Source organism: Burkholderia sp. MSMB1072 (assembly GCF_001524725.1).
GTDB lineage: Bacteria > Pseudomonadota > Gammaproteobacteria > Burkholderiales > Burkholderiaceae > Burkholderia.
Genome location: NZ_LOYC01000047.1, coordinates 67,807 through 92,265 on the forward strand (window position 1 = coordinate 67,807; position 24,459 = coordinate 92,265).

Annotated in this window: 24 protein-coding genes; 18 read left to right on the forward strand and 6 right to left on the reverse strand. The window is 67.6% G+C overall.

The window, feature by feature from the left end:
* Nucleotides 1-91: 91 nt before the first annotated feature.
* The 6 genes from WS89_RS23400 to WS89_RS23425 all read left to right on the forward strand — a co-directional run bounded on the left by WS89_RS23400 (nt 92) and on the right by WS89_RS23425 (nt 6,135).
* Nucleotides 92-1,153, forward strand: coding sequence for a helix-turn-helix domain-containing protein (locus tag WS89_RS23400; RefSeq protein WP_059793819.1), 1,062 nt, complete (start codon nt 92-94; stop codon nt 1,151-1,153).
* Nucleotides 1,102-2,418, forward strand: a complete 1,317-nt coding sequence (locus WS89_RS23405; protein ID WP_059793822.1) for an Nramp family divalent metal transporter — start codon at nt 1,102-1,104, stop codon at nt 2,416-2,418. Before WS89_RS23400 ends, WS89_RS23405 begins: the two co-directional genes overlap by 52 nt.
* Before the next feature lie 80 nt (nt 2,419-2,498).
* Nucleotides 2,499-3,089, forward strand: coding sequence for a phosphatase PAP2 family protein (locus tag WS89_RS23410; protein WP_059793824.1), 591 nt, complete (start codon nt 2,499-2,501; stop codon nt 3,087-3,089).
* A gap of 494 nt (nt 3,090-3,583) precedes the next feature.
* Nucleotides 3,584-4,372 carry an SDR family oxidoreductase gene (locus WS89_RS23415; protein WP_059793826.1) on the forward strand — a complete coding sequence of 263 codons (789 nt, stop codon included), beginning with the start codon at nt 3,584-3,586 and terminating at the stop codon, nt 4,370-4,372.
* 37 nt (nt 4,373-4,409) lie between these two features.
* Nucleotides 4,410-5,426, forward strand: coding sequence for an NADP-dependent oxidoreductase (locus tag WS89_RS23420; protein WP_059793958.1), 1,017 nt, complete (start codon nt 4,410-4,412; stop codon nt 5,424-5,426).
* Between the two features lie 196 nt (nt 5,427-5,622).
* Entirely contained in the window at nt 5,623-6,135 is a 513-nt protein-coding gene (locus WS89_RS23425; RefSeq protein ID WP_059793829.1) for a hypothetical protein, read from the forward strand.
* Between the two features lie 46 nt (nt 6,136-6,181).
* On the opposite strand, the gene WS89_RS23430 is transcribed toward WS89_RS23425, so the two are convergent.
* From WS89_RS23430 to WS89_RS23445, 5 genes are all read right to left on the reverse strand, one after another.
* Complete coding sequence (locus WS89_RS23430) at nt 6,182-7,234, reverse strand: AI-2E family transporter (RefSeq protein ID WP_034205290.1); 1,053 nt, start codon at nt 7,232-7,234, stop codon at nt 6,182-6,184.
* A 234-nt stretch (nt 7,235-7,468) separates the two neighbouring features.
* Nucleotides 7,469-8,053 (reverse strand): BPSL1445 family SYLF domain-containing lipoprotein, encoded by a 585-nt coding sequence (locus WS89_RS23435; protein ID WP_059501268.1) that lies wholly within the window; start codon nt 8,051-8,053, stop codon nt 7,469-7,471.
* A 65-nt stretch (nt 8,054-8,118) separates the two neighbouring features.
* Nucleotides 8,119-8,505 carry a DUF883 family protein gene (locus tag WS89_RS23440; protein ID WP_059793831.1) on the reverse strand — a complete coding sequence of 129 codons (387 nt, stop codon included), beginning with the start codon at nt 8,503-8,505 and terminating at the stop codon, nt 8,119-8,121.
* Nucleotides 8,506-8,510: 5 nt separating this feature from the next.
* A complete protein-coding gene (locus WS89_RS33970; RefSeq protein WP_156440604.1) occupies nt 8,511-8,816 on the reverse strand; it encodes a hypothetical protein in 306 nt (101 codons plus the stop codon).
* Nucleotides 8,791-10,662 (reverse strand): ExeM/NucH family extracellular endonuclease, encoded by a 1,872-nt coding sequence (locus WS89_RS23445; protein ID WP_059793833.1) that lies wholly within the window; start codon nt 10,660-10,662, stop codon nt 8,791-8,793. Before WS89_RS23445 ends, WS89_RS33970 begins: the two co-directional genes overlap by 26 nt.
* A 207-nt stretch (nt 10,663-10,869) precedes the next feature.
* Between WS89_RS23445 and WS89_RS23450 the strand changes: the two genes are divergently transcribed.
* The 8 genes from WS89_RS23450 (at nt 10,870) to WS89_RS23485 (ending at nt 17,839) form a co-directional block, all read left to right on the forward strand.
* Nucleotides 10,870-11,223, forward strand: a complete 354-nt coding sequence (locus tag WS89_RS23450; protein WP_027782496.1) for a YciI family protein — start codon at nt 10,870-10,872, stop codon at nt 11,221-11,223.
* Between the two features lie 125 nt (nt 11,224-11,348).
* Complete coding sequence (locus tag WS89_RS23455) at nt 11,349-11,768, forward strand: YciI family protein (protein ID WP_011548204.1); 420 nt, start codon at nt 11,349-11,351, stop codon at nt 11,766-11,768.
* Nucleotides 11,769-11,794: 26 nt separating this feature from the next.
* Nucleotides 11,795-12,211 (forward strand): VOC family protein, encoded by a 417-nt coding sequence (locus WS89_RS23460; protein WP_034205286.1) that lies wholly within the window; start codon nt 11,795-11,797, stop codon nt 12,209-12,211.
* Nucleotides 12,208-13,476: an RNA polymerase sigma factor gene (locus tag WS89_RS23465; protein ID WP_059793835.1), complete on the forward strand. Its 1,269-nt coding sequence runs from the start codon at nt 12,208-12,210 to the stop codon at nt 13,474-13,476. Before WS89_RS23460 ends, WS89_RS23465 begins: the two co-directional genes overlap by 4 nt.
* Nucleotides 13,477-13,700: 224 nt before the next feature.
* Complete coding sequence (locus WS89_RS23470; protein ID WP_059793837.1) at nt 13,701-14,123, forward strand: rubrerythrin family protein; 423 nt, start codon at nt 13,701-13,703, stop codon at nt 14,121-14,123.
* A 111-nt stretch (nt 14,124-14,234) separates the two neighbouring features.
* Nucleotides 14,235-15,572, forward strand: coding sequence for a heterodisulfide reductase-related iron-sulfur binding cluster (locus tag WS89_RS23475; protein WP_059793839.1), 1,338 nt, complete (start codon nt 14,235-14,237; stop codon nt 15,570-15,572).
* 26 nt (nt 15,573-15,598) lie between these two features.
* A complete protein-coding gene (locus WS89_RS23480; protein ID WP_059501255.1) occupies nt 15,599-16,180 on the forward strand; it encodes a DUF3501 family protein in 582 nt (193 codons plus the stop codon).
* Nucleotides 16,181-16,897: 717 nt separating this feature from the next.
* On the forward strand, nt 16,898-17,839 hold the full coding sequence (locus WS89_RS23485; RefSeq protein ID WP_059793841.1) for a transposase: 942 nt from the start codon (nt 16,898-16,900) through the stop codon (nt 17,837-17,839).
* Nucleotides 17,840-17,980: 141 nt separating this feature from the next.
* On the opposite strand, the gene WS89_RS23490 is transcribed toward WS89_RS23485, so the two are convergent.
* Entirely contained in the window at nt 17,981-19,516 is a 1,536-nt protein-coding gene (locus WS89_RS23490) for a mannose-1-phosphate guanylyltransferase/mannose-6-phosphate isomerase (RefSeq protein WP_059793843.1), read from the reverse strand.
* A 431-nt stretch (nt 19,517-19,947) separates the two neighbouring features.
* On the opposite strand from WS89_RS23490, the gene WS89_RS23495 reads away from it, so the two are divergent.
* The 4 genes from WS89_RS23495 to WS89_RS23510 all read left to right on the forward strand — a co-directional run bounded on the left by WS89_RS23495 (nt 19,948) and on the right by WS89_RS23510 (nt 24,454).
* Nucleotides 19,948-21,321: an undecaprenyl-phosphate glucose phosphotransferase gene (locus tag WS89_RS23495; RefSeq protein ID WP_059793960.1), complete on the forward strand. Its 1,374-nt coding sequence runs from the start codon at nt 19,948-19,950 to the stop codon at nt 21,319-21,321.
* A 74-nt stretch (nt 21,322-21,395) separates the two neighbouring features.
* Complete coding sequence (locus tag WS89_RS23500; RefSeq protein WP_059501249.1) at nt 21,396-22,808, forward strand: UDP-glucose dehydrogenase family protein; 1,413 nt, start codon at nt 21,396-21,398, stop codon at nt 22,806-22,808.
* 30 nt (nt 22,809-22,838) lie between these two features.
* Entirely contained in the window at nt 22,839-23,282 is a 444-nt protein-coding gene (locus WS89_RS23505) for a low molecular weight protein-tyrosine-phosphatase (protein ID WP_059501246.1), read from the forward strand.
* Nucleotides 23,276-24,454: a polysaccharide biosynthesis/export family protein gene (locus WS89_RS23510; protein ID WP_059501244.1), complete on the forward strand. Its 1,179-nt coding sequence runs from the start codon at nt 23,276-23,278 to the stop codon at nt 24,452-24,454. Before WS89_RS23505 ends, WS89_RS23510 begins: the two co-directional genes overlap by 7 nt.
* The last annotated feature ends 5 nt before the right edge of the window (nt 24,455-24,459 follow it).

Sequence of the window (24,459 nt, forward strand, 5' to 3'; positions counted from 1 at the left end):
GTATTAGAAGAAGTCGAACAAGTCGGGGGCTTGGCCAGTGAATGCAGCAGATCAGCGGTGGGTCGTTATCTATTTGAGTACGGGGTTTTCGTTGGCCCAGGCCGCGCGTCTCGGCGAAGCCTTCAACCTGGCGAATCGCCTGCATGGGTACGGCGCGGATTATCAGCTCAAGTACGTATCCGAAAGCGGGGGACTGTTGCAGTCGTCGTCCGGCGTGAGAATCGCGGCCGAGCCGCTCGGCGACGAACATAGCCGCCGTGCGCTCGCGTTCTTTCATCTTCATGGCGACCTGGTGGCCGTCAACTGGGACGACGCATTGCAACGGCGCCTGACCGACATTCGCCGGCATGCGCGCTGGATCGTCGACGCGATGGATCTGCCCGCGCTCGCCGCCACGCGGCGGCAGTCGTCGATCGACGTGCGGCCGGGCCGGGCGGGGCGCCGGGCTCCCACGACGATCGAATCGCGGGCCGGCGAAACCGACGTGTTTGCCGCCGCGCTCGACATGTTCCGCGCCGACCTCGGCGACAGCGCCGCGCAGGAGATCGCCAGCAACATGATGCGGCCGGTCGAGCAGCGCTATGTGCAGTCGATGTGGGCGTTCCGCGAACTCAGCGCGAGCCCGTCGATCCGGATGTCCGCGCAGCGGCTGCGCGCGCAGAGCGTGAACCGCGTCTCGATCGCGAACGCCGCGCAGGCGGCCGCGATGAGCGAGCGCAATTTCCTGCGGCGCTTCAAGAAGGAAATCGGCGTGACGCCGACCGAGTTCGTCCAGCACGTGCGGCTCGAACGTGCGTGCCACATGCTGATCCATACGACGCTGCCGGCCGACAAGGTCGCGCGGCGCACCGGGTTCGGCAGCGGCGAGCGGCTCGCGAAGCTGTTTCGCCAGCGCCTGTTGATGTCGCCGACCGAATTCCGCGTCGCCGGGCGGGAAAAAATCCTCGCCCACGGCACGGCGTCGCCCGGGTCGGACGACGGGGCCGCCGCCGCATGTTGCGACGGCGACGGGCCGGGTTGCGACGCGTGCGCGGCCGAGCGCGGGAAAACGGGCCGGATACCCGTAGAATCGTCGTGTCGCGATCTCGATTCCCGGTTTCCATGCCCTTCCTCCCCACTACCGCCACCGCCCCTTTCTGCCCGTCGGAAGTAAAGGGCAGCATCACGATCGACGCCGCCGCGCCGCGCTGGCGCAAGCTCAGGCGCTTTTTCGGCCCCGGCCTGCTGGTCGCGATCGGCTACATGGATCCCGGCAACTGGGCGACCGATATCCAGGCCGGCTCGCAGTTCGGCTATTCGTTGCTGTGGGTCGTCGCGTTCTCGAGCCTCGCGGCGATCTTCCTGCAGATGCTCGCGGCGCGGCTCGGCCTCGTCGCGGGCAAGGATCTCGCGCAAGCCAGCTACGACCGCTACGGGCGCTTCGGCCGCGTCGTGCAGTGGATCACCGCCGAAGTGTCGATCGTCGCGTGCGACATCGCGGAAGTGCTCGGCTGCGCGCTCGCGTTCAAGCTGCTGCTCGGCGTGCCGCTCGCGTGGGGCGTCGTGCTGACCGCGCTCGACACGGTGATCGTGCTCGGCCTGCAGGGCAAGGGGTTCCGGCAGATCGAGGCGATCGTGCTCGGGCTGATCGCGACGATGGCGTTCTGCTTCGTCGCGCAGGTGGCGATCACGCCGCCCGACTGGCATGCGGTGGTCGGCGGGCTCGTGCCGGGCGATCCCGGCCACGACCGCAAGGACGCGATCGTGCTCGCGCTCGGCATCGTCGGCGCGACGATCATGCCGCACAACCTGTACCTGCATTCGTCGGTCGTGCAGACGCGGCACGTCGTCGGCGGCGCGCGCGGCGTGATCCGCGACACGCTCGCACTCGTGCGCATCGATACCTGCGTGTCGCTGTTCGTCGCGATGCTCGTCAATGCGGCGATCCTCGTCGTCGCGGGTGCGGCATTTCACGCGACCGGCCAGCACAACGTGACCGACATCGAGCAGGCGTACCGGCTGATCACGCCGATCGCGGGCGGCGCGGCCGCGCTGTTGTTCGGCATCGCGCTGCTCGCGTCGGGGCAGAGCTCGACGCTGACCGGCACGATCGCCGGCCAGGTCATCATGGACGGTTTCCTGCATACGAAGATTCCGTGCTACCAGCGCCGGCTGATCACGCGCGGGCTCGCGCTCGTGCCGGCGCTGATCGGCGTGCTGTGGCTCGGCGACGGCTCGGTCGGGCAACTGCTCGTATGGAGCCAGGTGCTGCTGAGCCTGCAGTTGCCGTTCGCGATGTGGCCGCTGATCCGCTCGGTCAGCGACCGCGACACGATGGGCGAACATGCGATCGGCCGCGGGATGCAGGTGGCCGCATGGGCGCTGTTCGTCGTGATCACCTGCACGAACCTGCTGTTGCTTACCGGTGTCGCGGGCTGATACAGCCTGTCACAGGCTGACACAGGTGCGCTGCGCGCTTGCGGTAAACTGCGGCCTTTCGATCGTCCCCGAAGTCCGTTATGTGGAGTGAAATCAGCAACATCGGCGATGCCGCGCTGACCTTGCCGATCGCGCTGACCTGCGCGGCATGGCTCGCGCTGACCGACTGGCGCCTCGCCGCCCGCTGGGGTGTGCTGCTGGCCGCCGGCATGGGCGTCGTCGGCGCCACGAAAATCCTCTATGCTGGATGCGGCATCGAGCTGCCGCAATTCGACTTCCGCGTGATCAGCGGCCATACGATGCTGTCGACGTCCGTGTGGACGGTCGCGCTGTCGATGCTGTGGCAGGCGTTCCGGCCGGGCAAGGCGCCCGGTATCGCCGCCGGGCTGGCCATCGGCGCGGTCACGGCCGTCGCGCGCGTGTTCGATCATTCGCACACCGTGCCGGAAGTCGTCGTCGGCTGGATGCTCGGCGCGCTGGTCGCGCTGGTGTTCCTGCGCGGCTACGACGGCGCGCGGCAGCGCGCGTTTTCGCCGCGCGTCGCGGCGGTTTGCCTGCTGCTCGTGTCGGGTATCGCGTACGGGCACCGTGCACCGTTCCAGCGGATGATCGACACGCACTCGCCGCAGCTCTGCGCGTTCGTGCGCGCGCCGTCGGGCGACGGATTCTGACGGTCGCCGATGGCGGGCGCTCCGGCGCCGCCTGCTTGACGCCTTCTTGTCGCCGGCGTTCGTCCGGCGTTTTCCGGCGGATTGCACGATGCCACGCCGGATCGTCTTCCCGATTGCGTTCTCGTCCGTGCGGAACGCAACGCCCGTTCTCCCGATGATCGACTGCCGACGCAATCCATCCGGGCGGCTGCGCCGGGCTGCTTGCGCAGGGGCGCCGGTACGTGCAAGTCATGAGCCATGCCTATGACCGGGTATAACGAATATTCATTTCATCGATCGGCAGCATTCGCGTACGCTGGCTGTCGTTTCATCGCAGGCAAGCTGCGCGGCCGGTCCGGCGTGCGTCGCGGCCATCTCGATATACTCGCGGGAAAACCGTGCGTTGCGTCGCCGTGTCGGCGCACCGGCGACCGGCACAGGTCGGCATGGATCATGCACGGAAACCCCGTCGCGGCAGCGTTCCGCGACGACGATTCACGACAGGAGGAGGTCACATGACAATCGTTGCTCCGCGCCTCGCCGGCAAGTGCGCATACATCACGGGCGCCGCGGGCGGCCTCGGCCGTGCGATCGCGCGCCGGATGGTCGAGCAGGGCGCGCGCGTGTTCCTGACCGACATCGCGGAAGCGGCGGTGCTCGATGCGTTCGCGCAGGAACTCAATGCGGGCCGTGCGGCGCCGGTCGCGTTCGCCGCGACCCAGGACGTGCGCGACGAAGCGCGCTGGCAGGCGCTGCTCGCGCAGGCGACCGATGCGATGGGCGGGCTGTCGGTGCTCGTCAACAATGCGGGCGTCGGCTCGATCGGCTCGCCCGCGCAAATCGAGCTGGACGAATGGCGGCGCGTGATGGCGATCAACGTCGAGAGCATCGTGCTCGGCTGCAAGCATGCGCTGTCGTACCTGGCCGAGAGCCATCCCGCGTCGATCATCAACATCTCGTCGGTCGCGGCGTTCAAGGTCGAGCCGGACTTCACCGCATACAACGCGTCGAAGGCGGCGGTCGCGTCGCTGACGAAGTCGGTCGCGATCGATTGCGCGCGCCGCGAGATCGACGTGCGCTGCAATTCGATTCACCCGGCGTTCATCCGCACAGGGATCGTCGAGCCGCTGTTCCAGTCGCTCGGCGAACGCGACGCGACGCGCAAGCTCGCGCGCGGCATTCCGCTGCGCCGGCTCGGCGAGCCGGACGACGTCGCGCACGCGGCCGTGTATCTCGCATCCGACGAGAGCCGCTTCATGACGGCCGCCGAACTCGTGATCGACGGCGGCATGTGCGCGGTCTGACGCGCATCCCGAACCACGACGATTGGAGGAGAACATCATGTCGACACCCGTGAATCGCCAACTGCTGCTGAAGACGCGCCCGGAAGGGCGGGTCGGCCGCGAACACTTCTCGCTCGTCGAGACGCCGGTGCCGGCGCTCGCCGACGGCGAGGTGCTCGTGCGCGTGCTGTATCTGTCGATGGACCCGACCAACCGCGTGTGGATGAGCGACGTGCCGCAGTACCTGCCGCCCGTCGCGATCGGCGAGGTGATGCGCGCGCTCGGTATCGGCCGCGTGGTCGCGTCGCGCCATGCGGGGTTCGCGGAAGGCGAGCTCGTGCAGGGGCTCGTCGGCTGGCAGGACTATGCGGTCGTGCCGGCCGAGCAGGCCGCGCAGCTCGTGAAGCTGCCCGCGCAGTCGGGCCTGCCGCTGCCGACGCTGCTCGGCGCGTGCGGGATGAGCGGGCTGACCGCGTACTACGGGTTGACCGACATCGCGCCGGTGCAGCCGGGCGAAACGCTCGTCGTGTCGGCGGCGGCCGGTTCGGTCGGCTCGATCGCCGGGCAGATCGGCAAGATTCACGGCGCACGGGTGGTCGGCATCGCGGGCGGCGCGGACAAGTGCCGCTACCTGACCGAGACGCTCGGCTTCGACGCGGCCGTCGACTACAAGGCCGACGATTTCCGCCAGCAACTGAAGGCGGCGACGCCGGACGGCGTGCACGTGAACTTCGAGAACGTCGGCGGCGAGGTGATGCGCGCAGTGCTGTCGCGGATGGTGATCGGCGGGCGCGTCGCGTTGTGCGGCGTGATCTCGAACTACAACAGCGGCCGCGCGGCCGACGACGTCGGCGTGCTGATCTCGAAGCGGCTGACGATGCGCGGCTTCCTGATCCTCGATTACCGCAAGAGCCGCGAAGCCGTGCAGACGCTCGCGGGCTGGCTGCGCGACGGCCGGCTCAAGGCCGAGGAAACCGTGGCCGACGGTCTCGAAAATGCGCCCGACGTGCTGAACCGCCTGTTCGACGGCGACCATCGCGGCAAGCTCGTGCTGCGCGTCGATCCGGACGCGTGACGGGCGCACGACACCGGTCGCATCGGGCTGCTGGGCCGTGTCGACTACGCTGAGTTCGATCAATCCGGCTGCAGTTTAGGACTTGTCCCATATATTGTCCGGGCCGCTCTCCTTACAGTGAATGCCAGCACACGGGCGGCGTGACCGACGCGTCACGCCGCCCGTTTTTCCGGTAACGCGGCAGAGGAGAGGGAACATGCGCAACAACACGAAGCGATCGGCATCGGCGGCGGCAGCGGGCGCCGGCGTCGTGCGAACGATGGTGTTCGCGCTCGGTGTCGTACTCGCGACGTCGAATGCAATGCCGAACGCGATGGCGGCCGGACAGCCCGCGTCGGATGGCGTCGTGCGGTTCGTCGGGTCGCTCGTCGATCTCTACGACGTGACGCTCGATGTCCCGGCGGCCGTGCAGGTCGACGCGCGGGACGCGGCCGGCGGCGCGGCAACGGCCACGCTCCGGTTCGATGCGCATGGCCGGCGCCTGGCCGGTGCGCAGGTGGCGCTGATCGGGCCCGACGGCGCGCCGTTCGCGTCGGACGGCGGCGCGGCGGTGCGGGTGACGTGGCGCGATGCGCGCGACGAACGAAGCGTGCCGCTGGCGCCGGGCCGGGTTCATCGCGTCGGCCCGTATGGCGGCGTGATGACGGTCGCGGCGGATGAAGCAACGGGCGCCGCGGCGCCCGTCTTGATCCATATCCGTCATCCGTGACCGGCGGTTTCCGCACGCGTGCGGCGCGCCGGCGGCCGCACGCGCGTCATTCGCCCTGTTCGGCGCGCGCGTAGATGTCCCAGCTCGCCATGAACAGCGCGGCGACGAGCGGCCCGATCACGAAGCCGTTGATGCCGAACAACGCCATCCCGCCGAGCGTCGAGATCAGCACGACCCAGTCGGGCATCTTCGTGTCCTTGCCGACGAGGATCGGGCGCAGCAGGTTGTCGACGAGGCCGATCACGCCGACGCAGAACACGACGAGGATCACGCACTTCCAGACCGAGCCGATCATCAGCAGGTAGAGTGCGGCCGGCACCCACACGAGGCCTGCGCCGATCGCGGGCAGCAGCGACAGGAACGCCATCAGCGCGCCCCACAGCACGACGCCCTCGATCCCGAGGATCCAGAAGATCAGGCCGCCGAGCGCGCCTTGCACGAGCGCGACCGCGATGTTGCCCTTCACGGTCGCACGCACGACCGTCGTGAATTTCGCGAGCAGCAGGTTCTTGTGCTCGTCGTCGAGCGGCAGCGCGCGGCGCACGCGGCGGCCGATCTCGCCGCCGTCGCGCAGCAGGAAGAACACCATGTACAGCATCACGCCGAAGCTCACGATGAACTGGAACGTGTTCTGGCCGATGCTGAGCGCCTGGGTCGCCGCGAACTGGCTGATCTGCGCGGCGCCATCGGTGAGCTTCTTCTGGATGCCCGGAATGTTGGTCAGCCCGTATTTCTGCAGCAGATGCTGGATCGACGACGGCAGTGCGTGAACGATGTCCTGGAAGTACTGCGAATAATTCGGCTGCGCGGTCTTGATTTCCTGGTACACGTACGCGATTTCCTGCACGAGCGTGCCCGCCACGAACACGAGCGGCAGGATCACGATCAGGATGATCAACGACAACGTGACGAGCGCGGCCAGGTTGCGCCGCTTGCCGAAGCGCGCGGCCAGCCAGCGCTGCACGGGCTGGAACAGGATCGCGAGAATGGTGCCCCAGAACACGGCGCCGAAGAACGGCGCGAGGATCCAGCAGAGTCCGACGGTGACCGCGAACAGCAGGAAATAGAAGAATTTTTGGTGATCTTGTCCGCTATCCATGGGTGACATTCGCGCAGATTGATGCGTGGTTTGATTGAATTTCGTTGCCCTGTGCGCGATCGATTCGCGAACGTCGCGGTTCGCGGCGAAACGCGTTGCGGGGCGGCCCACGCGGAGTATGCCCGCAAAGATGCCGCCATCATAGCCGCTGCGTGAGAGACATGCGAAAACGCCGCGGCCGGGGCCGCGGCGCTGCCGGGAAGCGAACGCGGTGCGAGGCCGCGTGCCGCGTCGTCAGATGTGGAGCTTGGTGACCTTCGTGCCGTTCACCGACAGGTCGCCCATCAGGCCCGCGTTGGTCAGGACCAGCACTTCCACCGGGGCGGTGGCCGTGGTGGTGTCGACCGCGCCGTTCGCGCCGACCTTCACGACCGCGACCGACGCGTCGGCGCCGGCCGACCAGCCGTCCGACTTGCGGAACGAGTCGAGCGCATCCTGCGTCATGAACAGGAACACGACCGCCTTCGACTGCGCGCCGGCCTGCAGCCCGACCGACAGCGACGACGTGTTGTAGTAGCCGACGGTACTGCCGCCGACGCGCAGCGCGCCGTTGCCGGACTGGGCGCCGACGATGAAGCCGGCTTGCAGCACGTTCGGGAACACGAGGACGCCGCGTGCTTTCGAGACCAGATCGCGCGAGCCCGGCACCGTCGAATACAGGCGCGACAGCGTGGCATTCACGCTGGCGTCGATCGACTGGCGTTTCGACGCGCTGGCTGCCGCGCTATCGGGTTTGTCGGAGGTGGTCGTGCAGCCGGCGAGGGCGAGGCTGCCGAGCATCACGGCAGCGGCGGCTTTCATGGCGAGGGATTTCTGCATGGCGGTTTCTCCTTCGTTGTCTGATTGAGAGCGAACGGGGCGGGCGGGGGTGCGGGTGGCCCCGTTCAACGGCGGGAAAGGAGCAGCCCCGCGACGAATGCGAGACCCGCGACGACGCCGGCGGTCTGCCACGGATTGTCGTGCACGACCTGCGACACGCGTTCGGCCGAATCGCGCAGCCGGGCGGCCGCGCTGCCCGACGCGTAGTCGAGCGCGCCGCGTGCTTCGTCGATCCGGGACTGGATGCGTTTGCGCAGGGCGGCGATATCGCCATCGCCGTCGTTTTTCAGCAAATCTTCCAGTTCGTCGACCAGCCCGCGCAGATCGTCGCTCACGTCGGCGTGCAGGTCGCGGGCGGCGGAGCGGGTCGTACGGCCAACGCGTCGGCCGGTGCGGCGGATGTCGGACAGGCCGCGATCCAGCTTGTGTTCGATCGAGTCGGTAAGCGCCATGGTGTTTATCCTCCTTCGATTCCAGGGCTAATTTGAAGATAAGACGAATCCCAGCAACTAGTGTGATTCACCTGATCCGCTTGAGTTTCGAGACAAATTTTCAATTCGTCGGCGGGATCGCCCGAAAGCCCCGTCACGCGGGGCGGGGCGGCGGTTGAAAAAATTTCGCGTCTCGGCCGACGCAGCATGTCGAGCAGCGGATCGCAGTGAAAGCCCGGTAAATATGGCGTTGCCGGGCCATCGGGTAAATAGTGCCGTTGCAGGTCGCGTACTGATGCAATTGCACTAATCGACGACAGATCGACGCGCATGATTCGTGCCCGGAGCCGGTCGCCCACCGCTGCCGTCCAGCGCGACGTCGATGACGACGGGATCGTGGTCCGACGAGCGGTACGCGTCGGGCGCGTAATAAGCCGACCGTCGCGCGGACGTTTTGTAATCGGGCACGGGTTGCAGGACGAGCGGTTCGTCCGCGTTGATGTGCCAGAACTGCACGGCCTTCACGCGCACGGCGAGCGGCGGCGTGGCAAGTGCGTGGTCGAGATTGCCGGCTTCGCCGCGAAATACGTAGCTGTACGCAGCATTGCCGACGAAGCGCGCGACCAGGTTCGCATAGCCGCGCGCTTCGAGCGTGCGAACCGGGTCTTCCTTCGCATAACTGTTCAGATCGCCGATCAGCAGCACGCCGTCGGCCGCGACGCCCGTCGGCGCGGTGGCGAGCCAGTCGGCGACGCGCGCGGCCGCCCGGGTGCGCGCCGCATTCCAGCAGCCCTGGCCGTCGGACTGATCGAGATCGGCGCCGCTCGCGTGCGGGCAGTTCTTCGACTTCAGGTGATTGACCGCGACCGTGAACGCGCGCGTGCCGCCGATGCGCCGGAACGTCTGCGCGAGCGGCGGGCGGTGCCGGCCGCCGAGTGCGACGGTGGCGGCGCGCCCGACCGGCTCGACCGTGCGGCTGTCGTACAGCAGCGCGACCGCGATCGCGTCGCGGCCCAGCCGCGCGGTGCCTGGATCGACCGCGCGCCAGCCCGCGCCGAGTTGCGCGGCGAGACGCGTCACGGCGCTCGCGTCGCCGTGGCCGTTGTTCGCGATTTCCATCAGCCCGATCACGTCGGCGCGCAGCGCGCGCAACGCCGCGACGATCTTCGCTTCCTGCCGCGCGAACGCGGCGGGCGTTTTCGCGCCGCGGTCGGCCGGCGCGTCGAATCCGCCGCCACGGCCGTCGCCGTTGAAATAGTTGAAGACGTTGAACGATACGACGCGCACGTCGGCCTCGGGATGCCGGGCCGGTGCCGCGGTGCGCGGGTTCGCGGCGGCATCGAACGCCGGTGCCGTGCCAGCCACCGGTTGCAGCCGCCATGCGCCGTAGCGCCACTCGAGCACGCCTTCGACGCCGCGTACCGTGTAGCCCGCGCGCAGCGTGTTGGCCGCGCTCAGCGCGGGCGGCGGATAGCGGACGGCCGCCGGGTCGCGGCGGCTTGAACCGTCGTCGAGCACGATGCGGTTCAGTGCGTTGGCTGCCGTCAGTGCGGCAGCGTCGGCCGGCAATGCGACCTGGGTCGGTACGCGCAGCCGGCCGTGGCTCAGCACGAGGCTGCCGTAGCGGCCGAGTTCGTAGGTATCGCTGACCGTCAGCGTTTGCGGCAGGCGTACGCGCATGGCTTCGTACGCGGCCAGCACGGCGGGCGACGCGACCGGCAGCACGAGCGTTGCCGGCGTGACCGTCTGGCCGCGCGCGCAGACGGTCACGCGGCCCGACAGGGTGAACTGCGTCCGGCCGTATTTTTCGTCGACCTTGCCGGTCAGATGCACGAGATCGCCGGGTTCGGCGCGCGCGTTCGGTGCATGGACGAACAGGCCTTCCGGAACGCCCGGCCGGCGCTGCCGCTGCGCGTCGGCCTGCTGGACGAAGAAGCCGCCCAGGCCGTCGGGGCCGCCGAACGCCGCGGTGACGACCGCTTCGATCGACGTCGTTTGCCCGGCGAACGGCGACGGGCGGCCGGCGCGGCGGATCTCGGCAATCGCCGTGACCGCACCGCCGCAGCCGCTGCTGACCGGCAGCGCGGCGACGGCCGGCCGGGCGAAGAGGGGCGCGCAGGGCACGACGGACAACGCCGCGAACAGCACAACGGCGAACAGGAGGAGCGGGCGTGACATGAGACGGTCCACAGGATGAAAATCCGACAGTTCGGGACCGCATCCTGAAGGCAAACTGTCAGGCTGCGACCGAAATGGCCGTCCGGCCAGTGCCGGTTGGCCAACGATGCGGCAAGCCGTCCCGCGGCTGTTACGCTTTCGCATCGGCCGTCGCATGCCGCTCGCCCGGCGCATGCCGCGGCGCCCCGTCCCCCACAGGAGAAATCCATGTCTTACATGCTGTTGATTGTCGAACCGACCGAACAGCGCGCCGAGCGCACGCTCGACGAAGGTCAGGCGCTTTATGCGCGAATGGTCGATTTCGCCGAGTCGCTGAAGGCGCGCGGCGTGCTGCGCGGCGTCGAGTCGCTGGAGCGGTCCGAGCGCGGCACGCGCGTGCAGGTGCGCGACGGCGAGACGCGCCTGCTCGACGGCCCGTTCGCGGAGGCGAAGGAGATGATCGGAGGCTTCTTCCTCGTCGACGTCGACACGCGCGAGGAAGCGATCGAGATCGCGCGCCAGTGCCCGGCCGCGCAATGGTGCACGGTCGAGGTGCGCGCGGTCGGCCCGTGCTTCCTCTGAGCGTCGCGACTCGGTATTTACCCTGATTTGTCGTGGCGCGTGTCGATCCGGCCGTCTTCCGCCCGTCGTCCGGATAAGGCGCCGCGGAACGGGCGCCGCCTTCCACCGACGACAAGGAGTGAACGATGCGATTCATGATCATGATCCGGGCGAACGCCGTCAGCGAATCCGACGCGTTGCCGGACAACCGGCTGGTCGAGGCCATGACGGTCTATCACGAGGAACTGGCGAAGGCCGGCGTGCTGCTCGACGCCAACGGCCTGAGGCCGAGCGCCCATGGCTGGCGCGTGCGCTACACGGGCGGCAAGGGCACGGTGATCGACGGCCCGTTCGCCGAAACGAAGGAACTGATCGCCGGCTATACGCTGATCCAGGTGCGTTCGCGCGACGAAGCGCTCGAATGGACGCGCCGGTTCCCCGCGCCGTTCGGCGCCGAGCTCGATTGCGAGATCGAGGTGCGGCCGCTGTTCGAGCTCGACGACCTGACGCCGAGCGACGCGGTCGAGCGGTTCCGCGATCTCCACGTCGGCCGTAGCCACGCCTGAATCCAACCTCACCGGGAGCACCCGTCATGCACAAGATGGTTTTCATCAATCTGCCGGTAGCCGACTTGCCGCGCGCGAAGACGTTCTACCAGGCGCTCGGCTTCGAGGTCGTGCCGGCCTATACCAACGATCAGGCCGCCTGCATCCGGATCAGCGACGCGATCTTCGCGATGCTGCTCGTGCGGCCGTTCTTCCAGACCTTCACCGACAAGACCATCATCGATCCGGCGACGCACATCCAGGTGCTGTCGTGCCTGTCGTGCGACAGCCGTGCCGAAGTCGACGCGATCGTCGCGAAGGCGCTGGCAGCGGGCGGGGCCGCGCCGCAGGCGCCGCGCGAGTACCCGAACATGTACGGCCACGGGTTCACCGATCCGGACGGTCACACGTGGGAACTGATGGCCATGCCGCTGGATGCGTCCGCCCAGGGGCAGGCGTCGTGACGCATGAGGCGACTCATCGTGCGATCGAAGCGGTCTGGCGAATCGAGGCGCCGAAGATCATCGCGCGCGCCGCGCGCGTGGTGCGCGACGTCGGCGTGGCCGAGGAGCTGGCGCAGGACACGCTCGTCGCGGCGCTCGAGCATTGGCCCGTCGACGGCGTGCCCGACAACCCGGCCGCGTGGCTGATGACGGCCGTGAAGCGTCGCGCGCTCGACCGGGTCCGGCAGGAGTCGCTTCATGCGGCGAAGCGCGACCAGCTTGGTCACGAGATGGACGCGCTCGAAGCGCATGTCGTCCCCGATATCGCGGACGCACTCGCCGACGCGCGCGACGACGACATCGGCGACGACCTCCTCCGGCTGATCTTCACGTCGTGCCACCCGGTGCTGTCGACCGACGCGCGCGTCGCGCTGACGCTGCGGCTGCTCGGCGGGCTGACGACTGGCGAGATCGCGCGTGCGTTCCTGACGCCCGAGCCGACGATCGCGCAGCGGATCGTGCGCGCGAAGCGCACGCTCGCGGCGGCGCACGTGCCGTTCGAGGTGCCGGCCGCCGATGCGCGGCCCGCGCGGCTCGCATCGGTGCTCGAAGTGATCTATCTCGTGTTCAACGAAGGCCATGCGGCGACGGCGGGCGACGACTGGATGCGTCCGGCGCTATGCGACGAGGCGTTGCGGCTCGGCCGCGTGCTCGCCGGGCTCGCGCCGGACGAAAGCGAAGTGCTCGGGCTCGTCGCGCTGATGGAGCTGCAGGCGTCGCGCATGCATGCACGCGTCGACGCGCAGGGCCGGCCCGTGCTGCTGCTCGACCAGGACCGCAGCCGCTGGGATCCGTTGCTGATCCGGCGCGGCCTCGCGGCGCTGGAGCGGGCGACGAAGCTCGGCGGCGTGCGCGGGCCGTATGCGCTGCAGGCGGCGCTCGCCGCGTGCCATGCGCGGGCGCGGCAGGCTTCGGACACGGACTGGGCGCAGATCGTCGCGCTGTATGACGCGCTCGCCGAAGTCGCGCCGTCGCCGGTCGTCGAGCTGAATCGCGCGGTCGCGGTGGGGATGGCGTTCGGGCCGGCCGCGGCGCTCGAACTCGTCGACGTGCTGCGCGACGATCCGGCGCTGGCGCGCTATCACTGGCTGCCGAGCGTGCGCGGCGATCTGCTCGCGAAGCTCGGCCGCGCGGACGAGGCCAAGCTGGAGTTCCGCCGTGCGGCGGAACTGACGCGCAACGAGCGTGAGCGCGAATTGCTGCTCAAGCGCGCGATGGACGCGTGACGCTTGGCGCACGACGAGCGCGGCAGCGCGCCGCGCCCGTCTTCCCGGCCATTTGCCGCGTTCGCACCCGACACTATCGCCCGCATTGAAAAAGCCTATTGGGGGATGCGAACGCGAGCGCCTAGATTGAAGAGCACGATGCGCGCCCGGCGTACGCATCGTTCCCCACATATCTGATCGGCCCGGCGTCGCACGCGGCCGCGCCGACTCGAACGGAGGCGCAAATGGCTCAACTCAAGGGCAGCAAAACCGAAGAGAACCTGAAGGCCGCATTCGCGGGCGAATCGCAGGCGAATCGGCGCTATCTGTATTTCGCTTCGAAGGCCGACGTCGAGGGGCAGAACGACGTGGCCGCGCTGTTCCGCTCGACCGCCGAAGGCGAAACCGGCCATGCACACGGCCATCTCGAATACCTGGAAGCCGTCGGCGATCCGGCCACGGGTTTGCCGTTCGGTTCGTCGCGGCTGAATCTCGAATCGGCGATCGCCGGCGAAACGCACGAATACACCGACATGTATCCGGGCATGGCGAAGACCGCGCGCGACGAAGGGTTCGACGAAATCGCGAACTGGTTCGAGACGCTCGCGAAGGCCGAACGCAGTCACGCGAACCGCTACACGAAGGCGCTGGACGGTCTCGTCGACTGACGGGCCGCCGCAGGTCGCACGGCAACGCCGCGCGGCCGGCGGTTCGTTCATCGCCGCCCGCACCGCGCGGGCGGTGCGCCTGCGCCCATGCGCGCCACGCGGGAGCGTCCCATGCCCCACAAGGAAGGCAGTCTCGAAGCCCCGACCCGGCATCCGCTCGACTGGCAGTCCGAAGCGTTCTACGACCAGGCCGAGATCGATGCGGAAATGACGCGCGTATTCGACATCTGCGCCGGATGCCGGCGCTGCGTGTCGCTGTGCGGCGCGTTTCCGGCGCTGTTCGACCTGGTCGACGACACGCCGACGGGCGACATCGACGAAGTGCCGAAGGCCGCATTCGGCAAGGTCGTCGACCAGTGCTATCTGTGCGACCTCTGCTACATGACGAAATGCCCGTACGTGCCGCCGCACGCATGGAACGTCGATTTCCCGCACCTGATGCTGCGCGGCAAGGCTGCGCGTTACAAGCGCGGCGAAGCGCCGCTGCGCGACAAGGTGCTGTCGAATACCGATGCCCTCGGCCGTTTCGCGGGCATTCCGGTCGTCACGCAGACGGTCAATGCGGTGAACCGCACGCCGCCCGCGCGCCACGCGCTCGAAGCGGTGCTCGGCGTCGATCGCCATGCGTGGCTGCCGGAATTCGCGCCGCGCACGTTCCGGCGCGCCGCCAGGCGCTCGGACACGCCGCCCGTGCGGGACGGCGAACGCACGCCCGGCAAGGTCGCGATCTACGCGACGTGCTACGTGAATTTCAACGAGCCGGGGATCGGCCACGACCTGCTCGCGATTCTCGCGCACAACGAGATCCCGTACGAGCTCGTCACGCACGAAGCGTGCTGCGGGATGCCGTTGCTCGAGCAGGGCAATCTCGAGGGCGTCGCCGCGAAGCAGGCGGTCAACATCCCCGTGCTCGAACGCTACGCGCGTGAAGGCTATGCGCTGATCGGCGCGATCCCGAGCTGCGTGCTGATGTACAAGAGCGAGCTGCCGCTGATGTTCCCCGCCGACGCAGCCGTGCGCGCGGTGGCCGATGCGTTCTGGGATCCGTTCGAATACGTGATCGCACGGCATCGCGACGGGCTGCTGAAGACCGATTTCAAGACCGGCCTCGGCACCGTGTCGTATCACGTGCCGTGCCATGCGCGCGTGCAGAACATCGGCCGCAAGACGGCCGATGCGCTGTCGCTCGTGCCCGATACGCGCGTGAACGTCGTCGAGCGCTGCTCCGGCCACGCGGGCACGTTCGGCGTGAAGAAGGCGTTCCATGCGGATGCGATGCGGATCGGCGCGCCCGTGTTCAAGGCGATGGCCGAGCCGCAGCCGGACGTCGTGTCGTCCGACTGCGCGCTCGCCGGCCATCACATCGTGCAGGGCATCGACGAGAAGGGGCTGCCGCAAGCGCCGCTCGCGCATCCGTTGACGTTGCTGCGCCGCGCGTACGGCATCTGAGCCGCCGGCCACCCACGAGGACATCCATGACGCTGACCCGCGACTCCCTGCTGACGCTCGAAGCGTACGCGAAGATCCGCAAGGCCGAACACGCGCGGCTCGTCGCGTACAAGCGTCGCCGCGCGGTGGCGCTCGGCAATCACCTGCGTTTCCTGTTCGAGGACGAGACGACGATCCGCTACCAGATCCACGAGATGCTGCACATCGAGAAGATCTTCGACGAAGCCGGCATCGCAGCGGAGCTCGACGCGTATCTGCCGCTGGTGCCCGACGGCACCAACCTGAAGGCGACGATGCAGATCGAGTACGAGCACGAGGTCGAACGGCGCGCGGCGCTCGCTCGGCTGATCGGGGTCGAGGATCGCGTGTACCTGCGGGTCGACGGGCACGCGAGCGTCTACGCGATCGCCGACGAGGATCTCGAGCGCGACAACGCCGAGAAAACGTCGGCCGTGCACTTCGTCCGCTTCGAGTTCGATGCGCCGATGCGCGCTGCGCTCAAGGGCGGGGCGGCGCTGTCGATCGGCTGCGATCATCCGGCCTATACGATGCCGCCGCAGCGTATCGACGCGGACGTGGCCGCAGCGCTGGCCGGCGATCTGCGCTGAGGGGGCGCCTGCCGCGCCTGCCGGCTCCCGCTTTTCCGTTCCGACCCGAAACCGGCGCGCCGCACGCTGAGGCGCGGCTGCTCGCCTGTTTCCCCGAAAATGTAACAACGGTGACGGATTTGCATGCGGAGACACAGTGGGCGCGCTGCGTCAGCGTATTTTCATTACTCGCAGAGAAACAATAAAAAGATTGTGCATGGAGATAATTCGATTCTCCGAAAATCGAATGATTTACCGATTCGTGAATATCTTGTTACGGATTTTTCCCTGATTTACCGATCTCGGGGAGCCATTTCGCGGAGTGTCGCGGGTGGGGTCGGAGCAGGCCGCAACGGCCCGTTTCACGGTATTCTTCAGACGCTGCGGAGCCCCGCCAGACGGGCCTTTGCAGCCGCCGGCATAAAGATCTCGCAAAAAAATTCAAGCGTAAATGGATTGCTCGCCCATGGCAGGTTGTTTCAGTGCGTAACATTAAGTCATTGTCATATTGAGATAAACCCTGAGGATGGTATGCTTCGTGCACAAAAATTCCCACATTGGAGTGAGACCGCGATTTGTGCGCCATTGCCGGGAATCGCGGCACCGTGAAAGTGCGGTGTCGCCCGGTATGCACAACGCCGGATAACCATAATGTGCAACCTGGCCGCCCCGCGACGCGATGTGTCGCGACGGCGCCGCCAATCGCAGCCCCGGCCTGGCTGCGTGGAGAGATCGACTATGTTCTTCGATGAGCTTAACGATGAAGAGTGGTTTCGCCTTTCAGCGCTGATCGCCGATGAACCCATCCGGCTGAACCGTCGCGGGCGTCCGCGCGCCGAACCGCGCGTCGTCGCCAACGCGGTGCTCTGGATCCTGACGACCGGGGAAGCCTGGTCAAAGCTGCCTGGTCGCTATCCATCCGGGCCGACGTGCCGCCGCCGCTACGAAGAGTGGCTCGCGAACGGCACGCTGCTGAAGATGATCGACGTGCTGACCCAGTTCAGCGGGCGCACGTTCGCGTATATTCCGCCGCCGCCCGTCGCGGTCGCGCCGGCCCGCCGCGCGGAGCCCATGCCCGACAACGACCGTCTGCGCGGCGTGTTCTGGCAGAACCCCGAGTCGTGGCAATTGCCGGTTGCGCAGGCAAACGTTTGGCCGGGCGAGGGTGCGTCGCTGAGCACGATGCGGGACGACCAGGTGGACGGCCGCTCCGACGTGTCGTTCACGGTGCCCGGCGCGCCGGCCACGGAGTTGCGCCATGTGCGGGCGTCGGCGGCGAGCTTCGCCGCGGCCGAGCCGCAGGTCGACGAATATCGTGGCTACACGATCAGCGGGATCGCGCAGCCCGTGCAGAACCTGATGTATCGCGCATGGGCCGAGATCTCGCAGGACGACCGGCGCGTCGAGCGCTCGGGCCTGATCGGCCCGCGCTTCACCGACGCCGAGGAAGCCGAGCAGTACGCGCTCGACTGGGCGCGCCAGTGGATCGATCGCCACGGTGCGAGCGACGCGCCGGCGCGCGAGCCGCAGGGCGAAGTGCTGGCCGGCTTGTCGGCGCTGGCGCGCGCGGAGTCGGACATCAAGCGCTTCATCGCCGAGCGTCGCGCGGGCGCGTTGTCGGAAAGCCGCAACGATCCCGTGCAGTCGGAGCGTCGCGAATACGAGTACCGCGTGGGCTGATCGCCGTTGCCGTGCAACGCGCGGGCCGTCGTGCGCCACGACGCCCGCGCGCAAGTCCGGTGTCTCCTTCGGTGTCTCCATGTCTGCCTTGCCCGGGCGCCGCCGTCGAGGCGGCGCCCTTTCGTGCATGGCGGCGACGCGTTACTGTCTGCCGTAGGTATCGTCGAAGCGGACGATGTCGTCCTCGCCGAGATACGCACCCGACTGCACTTCGATCAGCTCGAGCGGCATCTTGCCCGGGTTCTCCAGGCGGTGCGATACGCCGAGCGGAATGTACGTCGATTCGTTTTCGGACAGCAGGAACGTTTCGTCGCCGCGCGTGATGCGCGCGGTGCCGCGCACGACGATCCAGTGCTCGGCGCGGTGGTGGTGCATCTGCAGCGACAGTTGCGCGCCCGGCTTCACGACGATGCGCTTCACCTGGAAGCGCTCGCCCATGTCGACCGAGTCGTAGTGGCCCCACGGACGATGCACCTTGCGGTGGTCGGTCGCTTCGGAGCCTTGTCGCGCCTTGATGTGCCCGACGATCTTCTTCACGTCCTGCACGCGCGATTTGTCCGCGACGAGCACGGCGTCGGGCGTTTCGACGACGACCAGATTCTGCGTGCCGACGCAGGCGACGAGCCGGCTTTCCGAATGCGCGAACGTCGATTCGGCGCCTTCGAACAGCACGTGGCCGCGGCCGACGTTGCCGGTTTCGTCCTTCGGCGAGATCTGCCAGATCGCATCCCACGAGCCGACGTCCGACCAGCCCGCGTCGAGCGGCACGACGACGCTCTCGCACAGTTGAGGCAGGCTCGCGAGCGGTTCCATCACCGCGTAGTCGATCGAGTTCGACGGCGATGCGGCGAATGCGTCGCGATCGACGCGGAAGAAGTCGCCGTCCTCCTTGCCCTGCGCGACGGCCCGTTCGCAGGCCGCGTAGATCGCGGGTTCGAGCTGCCGGATCGCCTTCAGCCAGACCGACGCGCGCACGATGAAGATCCCGCTGTTCCACCAGTATTCGCCCGAAGCGACGTACTGCTGCGCGAGTTCGAGGTGCGGCTTCTCGACGAAACGGTCGAGGCGGCGCACGTCGAGGGGGCCGGTTCCGGCGTCGCCGAGCGGCGCGCCGACGCGGATGTAGCCGTAGCCGGTTTCCGCGTGCTTCGGCACGATGCCCATCGTCGCGATCTTGCCTTGCGCGGCGCAGTGCACGCCGGCCGCGACGGCCGCGTGAAAGCGCGGCACGTCCGCGACCGCATGGTCGGCCGGCATCACGGTCATCACCGCGTCGTTGCCGCCGGCGACGAGCCGCAGCGCGGCGAGCGTCAGCGCCGGTGCGGTGTCGCGACCGAGCGGTTCGAGCATGATCGTCGCGTGCTTGGCCGTCAGGCGCAGTTGCTCGGCGGTCGTGAAGCGGTGATCCTCCCCGCAGACGATCAGCACGTCGTCGTTGAGCGGATGATCGGCCGTCAGGCCGTCGAGGCGCAGCGCGGTGGACTGCAGCAGCGAGTGATCGCCGAGCAGGCCGATCAGCTGTTTCGGAAAACGCTCGCGCGACATCGGCCACAGGCGCGTGCCGGAACCGCCGGCGAGAATCACGGGCTGCACGGCGAGACGCGTGCCGGCAGCGGGTGCGGCGGGTGCGGCGGAAGTAGAAGGGCGCGTTTCGGCGACCACTGCCGGAGCATTCATGATGACACTCTCCACGGTTGAAGTCAGTGCCTGTCGTTGTAGCATGAAGTAAATCGACAATAAAACCGGACCCAATGCCGGATATCCGCCGCGCATTCGTCCGGGAGAATTTTCCGCGATAGCACCGGCCGGCAATAAAAAAATAAAAAATAATTCCGGGTGCCGGCCGGACACGACTGCCCGCAAAGGGTGACCGGGAAGCGTAACGATTCCGAAAAAATCCCCGTTCCCGACCGATTCGGGAAAACCTGCCGATTTAATTAAAAAAGATCGCGGCAAGAATTTCCGATTATTTTTCGAAATACTTGTGCGCTTGAGGAGGAATTTTCTTGTCGCTTCAATAGCGTCATGCAACGTTTGAATCGAATGTGCGGCATGGGCTGCGCAAGGCGCTGTTCGGCAAACGCCTGTTCAAAGAAGAGGAAACAGACATGTTGAGCGTGCTGGCGAGAGTCATCGATATCGCGATGGTCGTGACGGGTGCGCTGATCGCGGCCGCGTTGCACGACGGCAGCATCGGGCTCAGCGACCTGCAGCGCACGACGGTGCTGTTCGACTGCCTGCTGGTCGTCGTGTTCTTTCCGGCCGTCGGCATCTACCAGTCGTGGCGCGGCAAGCGTCTCGTCGGGCTGGTGGTCCGCGTTGCGTTCGCGTGGCTCGCCGTGGAGCTCGCGGGCATCCTGCTGAGTTTCAGCTTTCACCAGTCGGGCGACCTGTCGCGGCTGTGGCTGGGCTACTGGGCGCTCGCGACGATGGCGCTGCTCGCATGCTCGAAAGCCTGCGTGCACGTGGTGCTGCGGCAATTGCGCCGCGGCGGCTACAACCTGAAGGCGGTCGCGATCGTCGGCGGCACGCCGGCGGCACGGCGGCTGATCGCGCAGATGCGGGCGCGGCCGGAAGCCGGCTTCAACCCGGTGTGCGTGTACGACGAAAGCGAGGCGCCGGGCGAAGTCGCGCTCGACGACGTGCGTATCGAGCGGCAGTTCGAATCGCTGGTGTGGCTGGTGCGCAGCCGCGCGATCAGCGAGCTGTGGCTCACGCTGCCGATCACGGAGGAGCGTCGGATTCACGAGATCGTGACGGTGTTCCGGCACGACTTCGTGAACATCCGCTTCATTCCGGACGTGCGCACGCTGTCGTTCTTCAACCAGGAGGTGGTCGAGGTGCTCGGCGTGCCGGCGATCAACCTCGCGGCGTCGCCGATCACCGACGTGCGGATCCTGCCGAAGTTCGTGTTCGACCGGCTGTTCGCGCTGGCGGCGCTCACGGCGCTCGCGCCGGTGATGGTGCTGATCGCGGTTCTGATCAAGCTGACCTCGCGCGGGCCGGTGTTCTTTCGGCAGAAGCGCAAGGGCATCGACGGGCACGAATTCGAGATCTACAAGTTTCGCTCGATGAAGGTGCATCAGGAAGTGGCCGGGCAGGTCACGCAGGCAACGAAGAACGACTCGCGCGTGACGCCGGTCGGCCGGTTCCTGCGGCGCACGAGCCTCGACGAGCTGCCGCAGTTCATCAACGTGCTGAAGGGCGAGATGTCGGTGGTGGGCCCGCGCCCGCATGCGCTCGCGCACGACGACATCTACAAGGATCTGGTCAAGGGCTACATGTTCCGCTACCGGATCAAGCCGGGCATCACCGGGTGGGCGCAGATCAACGGCTTTCGCGGCGAGACCGACCAGATCGAGAAGATGATGGGCCGCGTGAAGCTCGACCTGTACTACATGCAGAACTGGTCGTTCTGGCTCGACATCAAGATCGTCGTGCTGACGCTGTGGAAAGGCTTCACCGGCAGCAACGCGTACTGACACCGACGCGCTGCGTCACGCAGGCATTCCGGTTTTCCGAATTTCGAATCATTGGTCAAGGGGTCCGACACATCATGAATCTGACTATCATCGGCAGCGGTTACGTAGGGCTTGTCACCGGCGCCTGTCTCGCCGACATCGGGCACGACGTGTTCTGTCTCGACGTCGACCAGGCGAAGATCGACATCCTGAACGGCGGCGGCGTGCCGATTCACGAGCCGGGCCTGAAGGAAGTCATCGCGCGCAACCGCTCGGCCGGCCGCCTGCGCTTCTCGACCGACATCGAGGCCGCGGTCGCGCACGGCGACGTGCAGTTCATCGCGGTCGGCACGCCGCCCGACGAGGACGGTTCGGCCGACCTGCAATACGTGCTCGCGGCGGCGCGCAACATCGGCCGCTACATGACCGGCTTCAAGGTGATCGTCGACAAGTCGACGGTGCCGGTCGGCACGGCCGAGCGCGTGCGCGCGGCGGTCGCCGAGGAGCTCGCGAAGCGCGGCGGCGACCAGATGTTCTCGGTCGTGTCGAATCCTGAATTCCTGAAGGAAGGCGCGGCCGTCGACGATTTCACGCGGCCGGACCGTATCGTGATCGGCTGCGACGACGACGTGCCGGGCGAGCGCGCCCGCGAGCTGATGAAGAAGCTCTACGCGCCGTTCAACCGCAATCACGAGCGCACGCTGTACATGGACGTGCGTTCGGCCGAGTTCACGAAATACGCGGCGAACGCGATGCTCGCGACGCGCATCTCGTTCATGAACGAACTGGCGAACCTCGCCGACCGCTTCGGCGCGGACATCGAGGCCGTGCGCCGCGGGATCGGCTCCGATCCGCGCATCGGCTATCACTTCCTGTATGCCGGCTGCGGCTACGGCGGCTCGTGCTTCCCGAAGGACGTCGAGGCGCTGATCCGCACGGCCGACGAGCACGGCCAGTCGCTGCAGATCCTGAAGGCGGTGTCGTCGGTCAACGCGACGCAAAAGCGCGTGCTCGCCGACAAGATCGTCGCGCGCTTCGGCGAGGACCTGAGCGGCCGCACGTTCGCGCTGTGGGGCCTCGCGTTCAAGCCGAACACCGACGACATGCGCGAGGCGCCGAGCCGCGAGTTGATCGCCGAGCTGCTCTCGCGCGGCGCGCGCGTCGCCGCCTACGACCCGGTCGCGCAGCAGGAAGCGCGCCGCGTGATCGCGCTCGATCTCGCCGATCACCCGAGCTGGCTCGAGCGCCTGACCTTCGTCGACGACGAGGCGCAGGCCGCGCGAGACGCCGACGCGCTCGTGATCGTCACCGAATGGAAGGCGTTCAAGAGCCCCGACTTCGTCGCGCTCGGCCGCCTGTGGAAGACGCCCGTGATCTTCGACGGCCGCAACCTGTACGAGCCGGAGACGATGAGCGAGCAGGGCATCGAGTACCACCCGATCGGCCGGCCGGGCTCGCGCCAGGCCGTCGCCGCCCGCGTGCCGGGCGCCGCGCGCGCCGGCGCGTAACCCGTTTTCCGTCACTCGTTACGAGACGCCATGTTCCGGAACATCCTGATCGTCTGCCACGCGAACGTCTGCCGCAGCCCGGCGGCGGAAATGCTGTTCAAGTCGCACGCCGCGTCGCGCGGCGGCCCGCGCCCGACGTTCCATTCGGCCGGCGTGCACGCGAACGACGGCGACGGCATCGATCCGGTGATGCGGCAACTGCTGGCCGAGCGGGGCGTCGATGCGACGACCCATCGCTCGCGGCGGCTGTCGCGCCGGATCGTGCGCGACGCCGACCTGATTCTCGTCAGCGAGCGCGATCAGATCAAGGCCGTCGAATCGGTCGATCCGTTCGCGCGCGGCAAGGTCCACCTGCTGGGCAAGTGGGAGGACGCCGAGATCGCGGATCCGCATGGCGGCCCCGAGGCCGACTATCGCGAGAGCTACTCATTGATCGAACGTCTGGTTCAAGGATGGCTGCAAAAACTATGCTGAAACGTCCCATGCGCCCGCTGGCGCTCGCCGTCGCGCTGACGACATTCCTGTCGGCGTGTGCGACCGCGCCCGGCAACTACCTCGACTCGTCGAACCTGAAGGACGACGGCCGGCAGGAAGCGGCCGAGACCTATCCGGTTCATTACATCGACGCCAAAGTGGTGATGGATCAGCTGCAGAAAGCGCAGGTCGACCATCCGCTGCCGCCCGGGCGCTTTACCGATCCGTCGCAGTACACGTATCGCGTCGGCCCGCAGGACATTCTCGGCGTCACCGTGTGGGACCACCCGGAGCTGACGACGCCGCAGGGCCAGTCGTTCTCGAGCGGCGGCAACACGACGCAATCGGTCGCGGGCGCGCTGCAGCAGCCGTATACGACCGCGCTGCCGGGTCAGGCCGATCCGTACGGCCAGACCGTGGCGGCCGACGGCACGATCTTCTTCCCGTTCGTCGGCCGCATTCGCGTGGCGGGCAAGACGGTCGCGCAGATTCGCGACGAGATGGCGTCCAGCCTGTCGCGCTACGTGAAGAACCCGCAGCTCGACGTGCGCGTGCTGTCGTTCCGCAGCCAGAAGGTGCAGGTGACGGGCGAGGTGAAGCAGCCGGGCCCGCTCGCGGTGAGCGACGTGCCGCTCACGTTGGTCGACGCGATCTCGCGCTCGGGCGGCTCGACCGCCGAGGCCGACCTGCAGCGCGTGCGGCTCACGCGCGACGGCAAGCTGTACACGCTCGATGCGAATGGCGTGCTCGATCGCGGCGAGGTGAAGCAGAACGTGATGCTGCAGCCGGGCGACATCGTCAACGTGCCGGACCGCAGCGACAGCCGCGTGTTCATCATGGGCGAGGTCAAGACGCCGGTCACGGTGCCGATGCTCAAGGGCAAGCTGACCATCGCCGACGCGCTGACGGCCGGCGGCGGGATTCTCGACACCGACGCGAACCCGCGCAAGATCTACGTGATGCGCGGGATGCGCGACAACCCGACGAAGCCCGAAGTGTTCCGTCTCGACATGACGCAGCCCGATGCGCTGATGCTGTCGAGCCGCTTCCCGCTTCAACCGCTCGACGTCGTCTACGTCAGCACGGCCGGCTCGGTGCAGTTCAACCGTGTGCTGCAGCAGGTGCTGCCGACGATCCAGACGATCTTCTACATGCGGCAAATCACGCGCTGATAGCC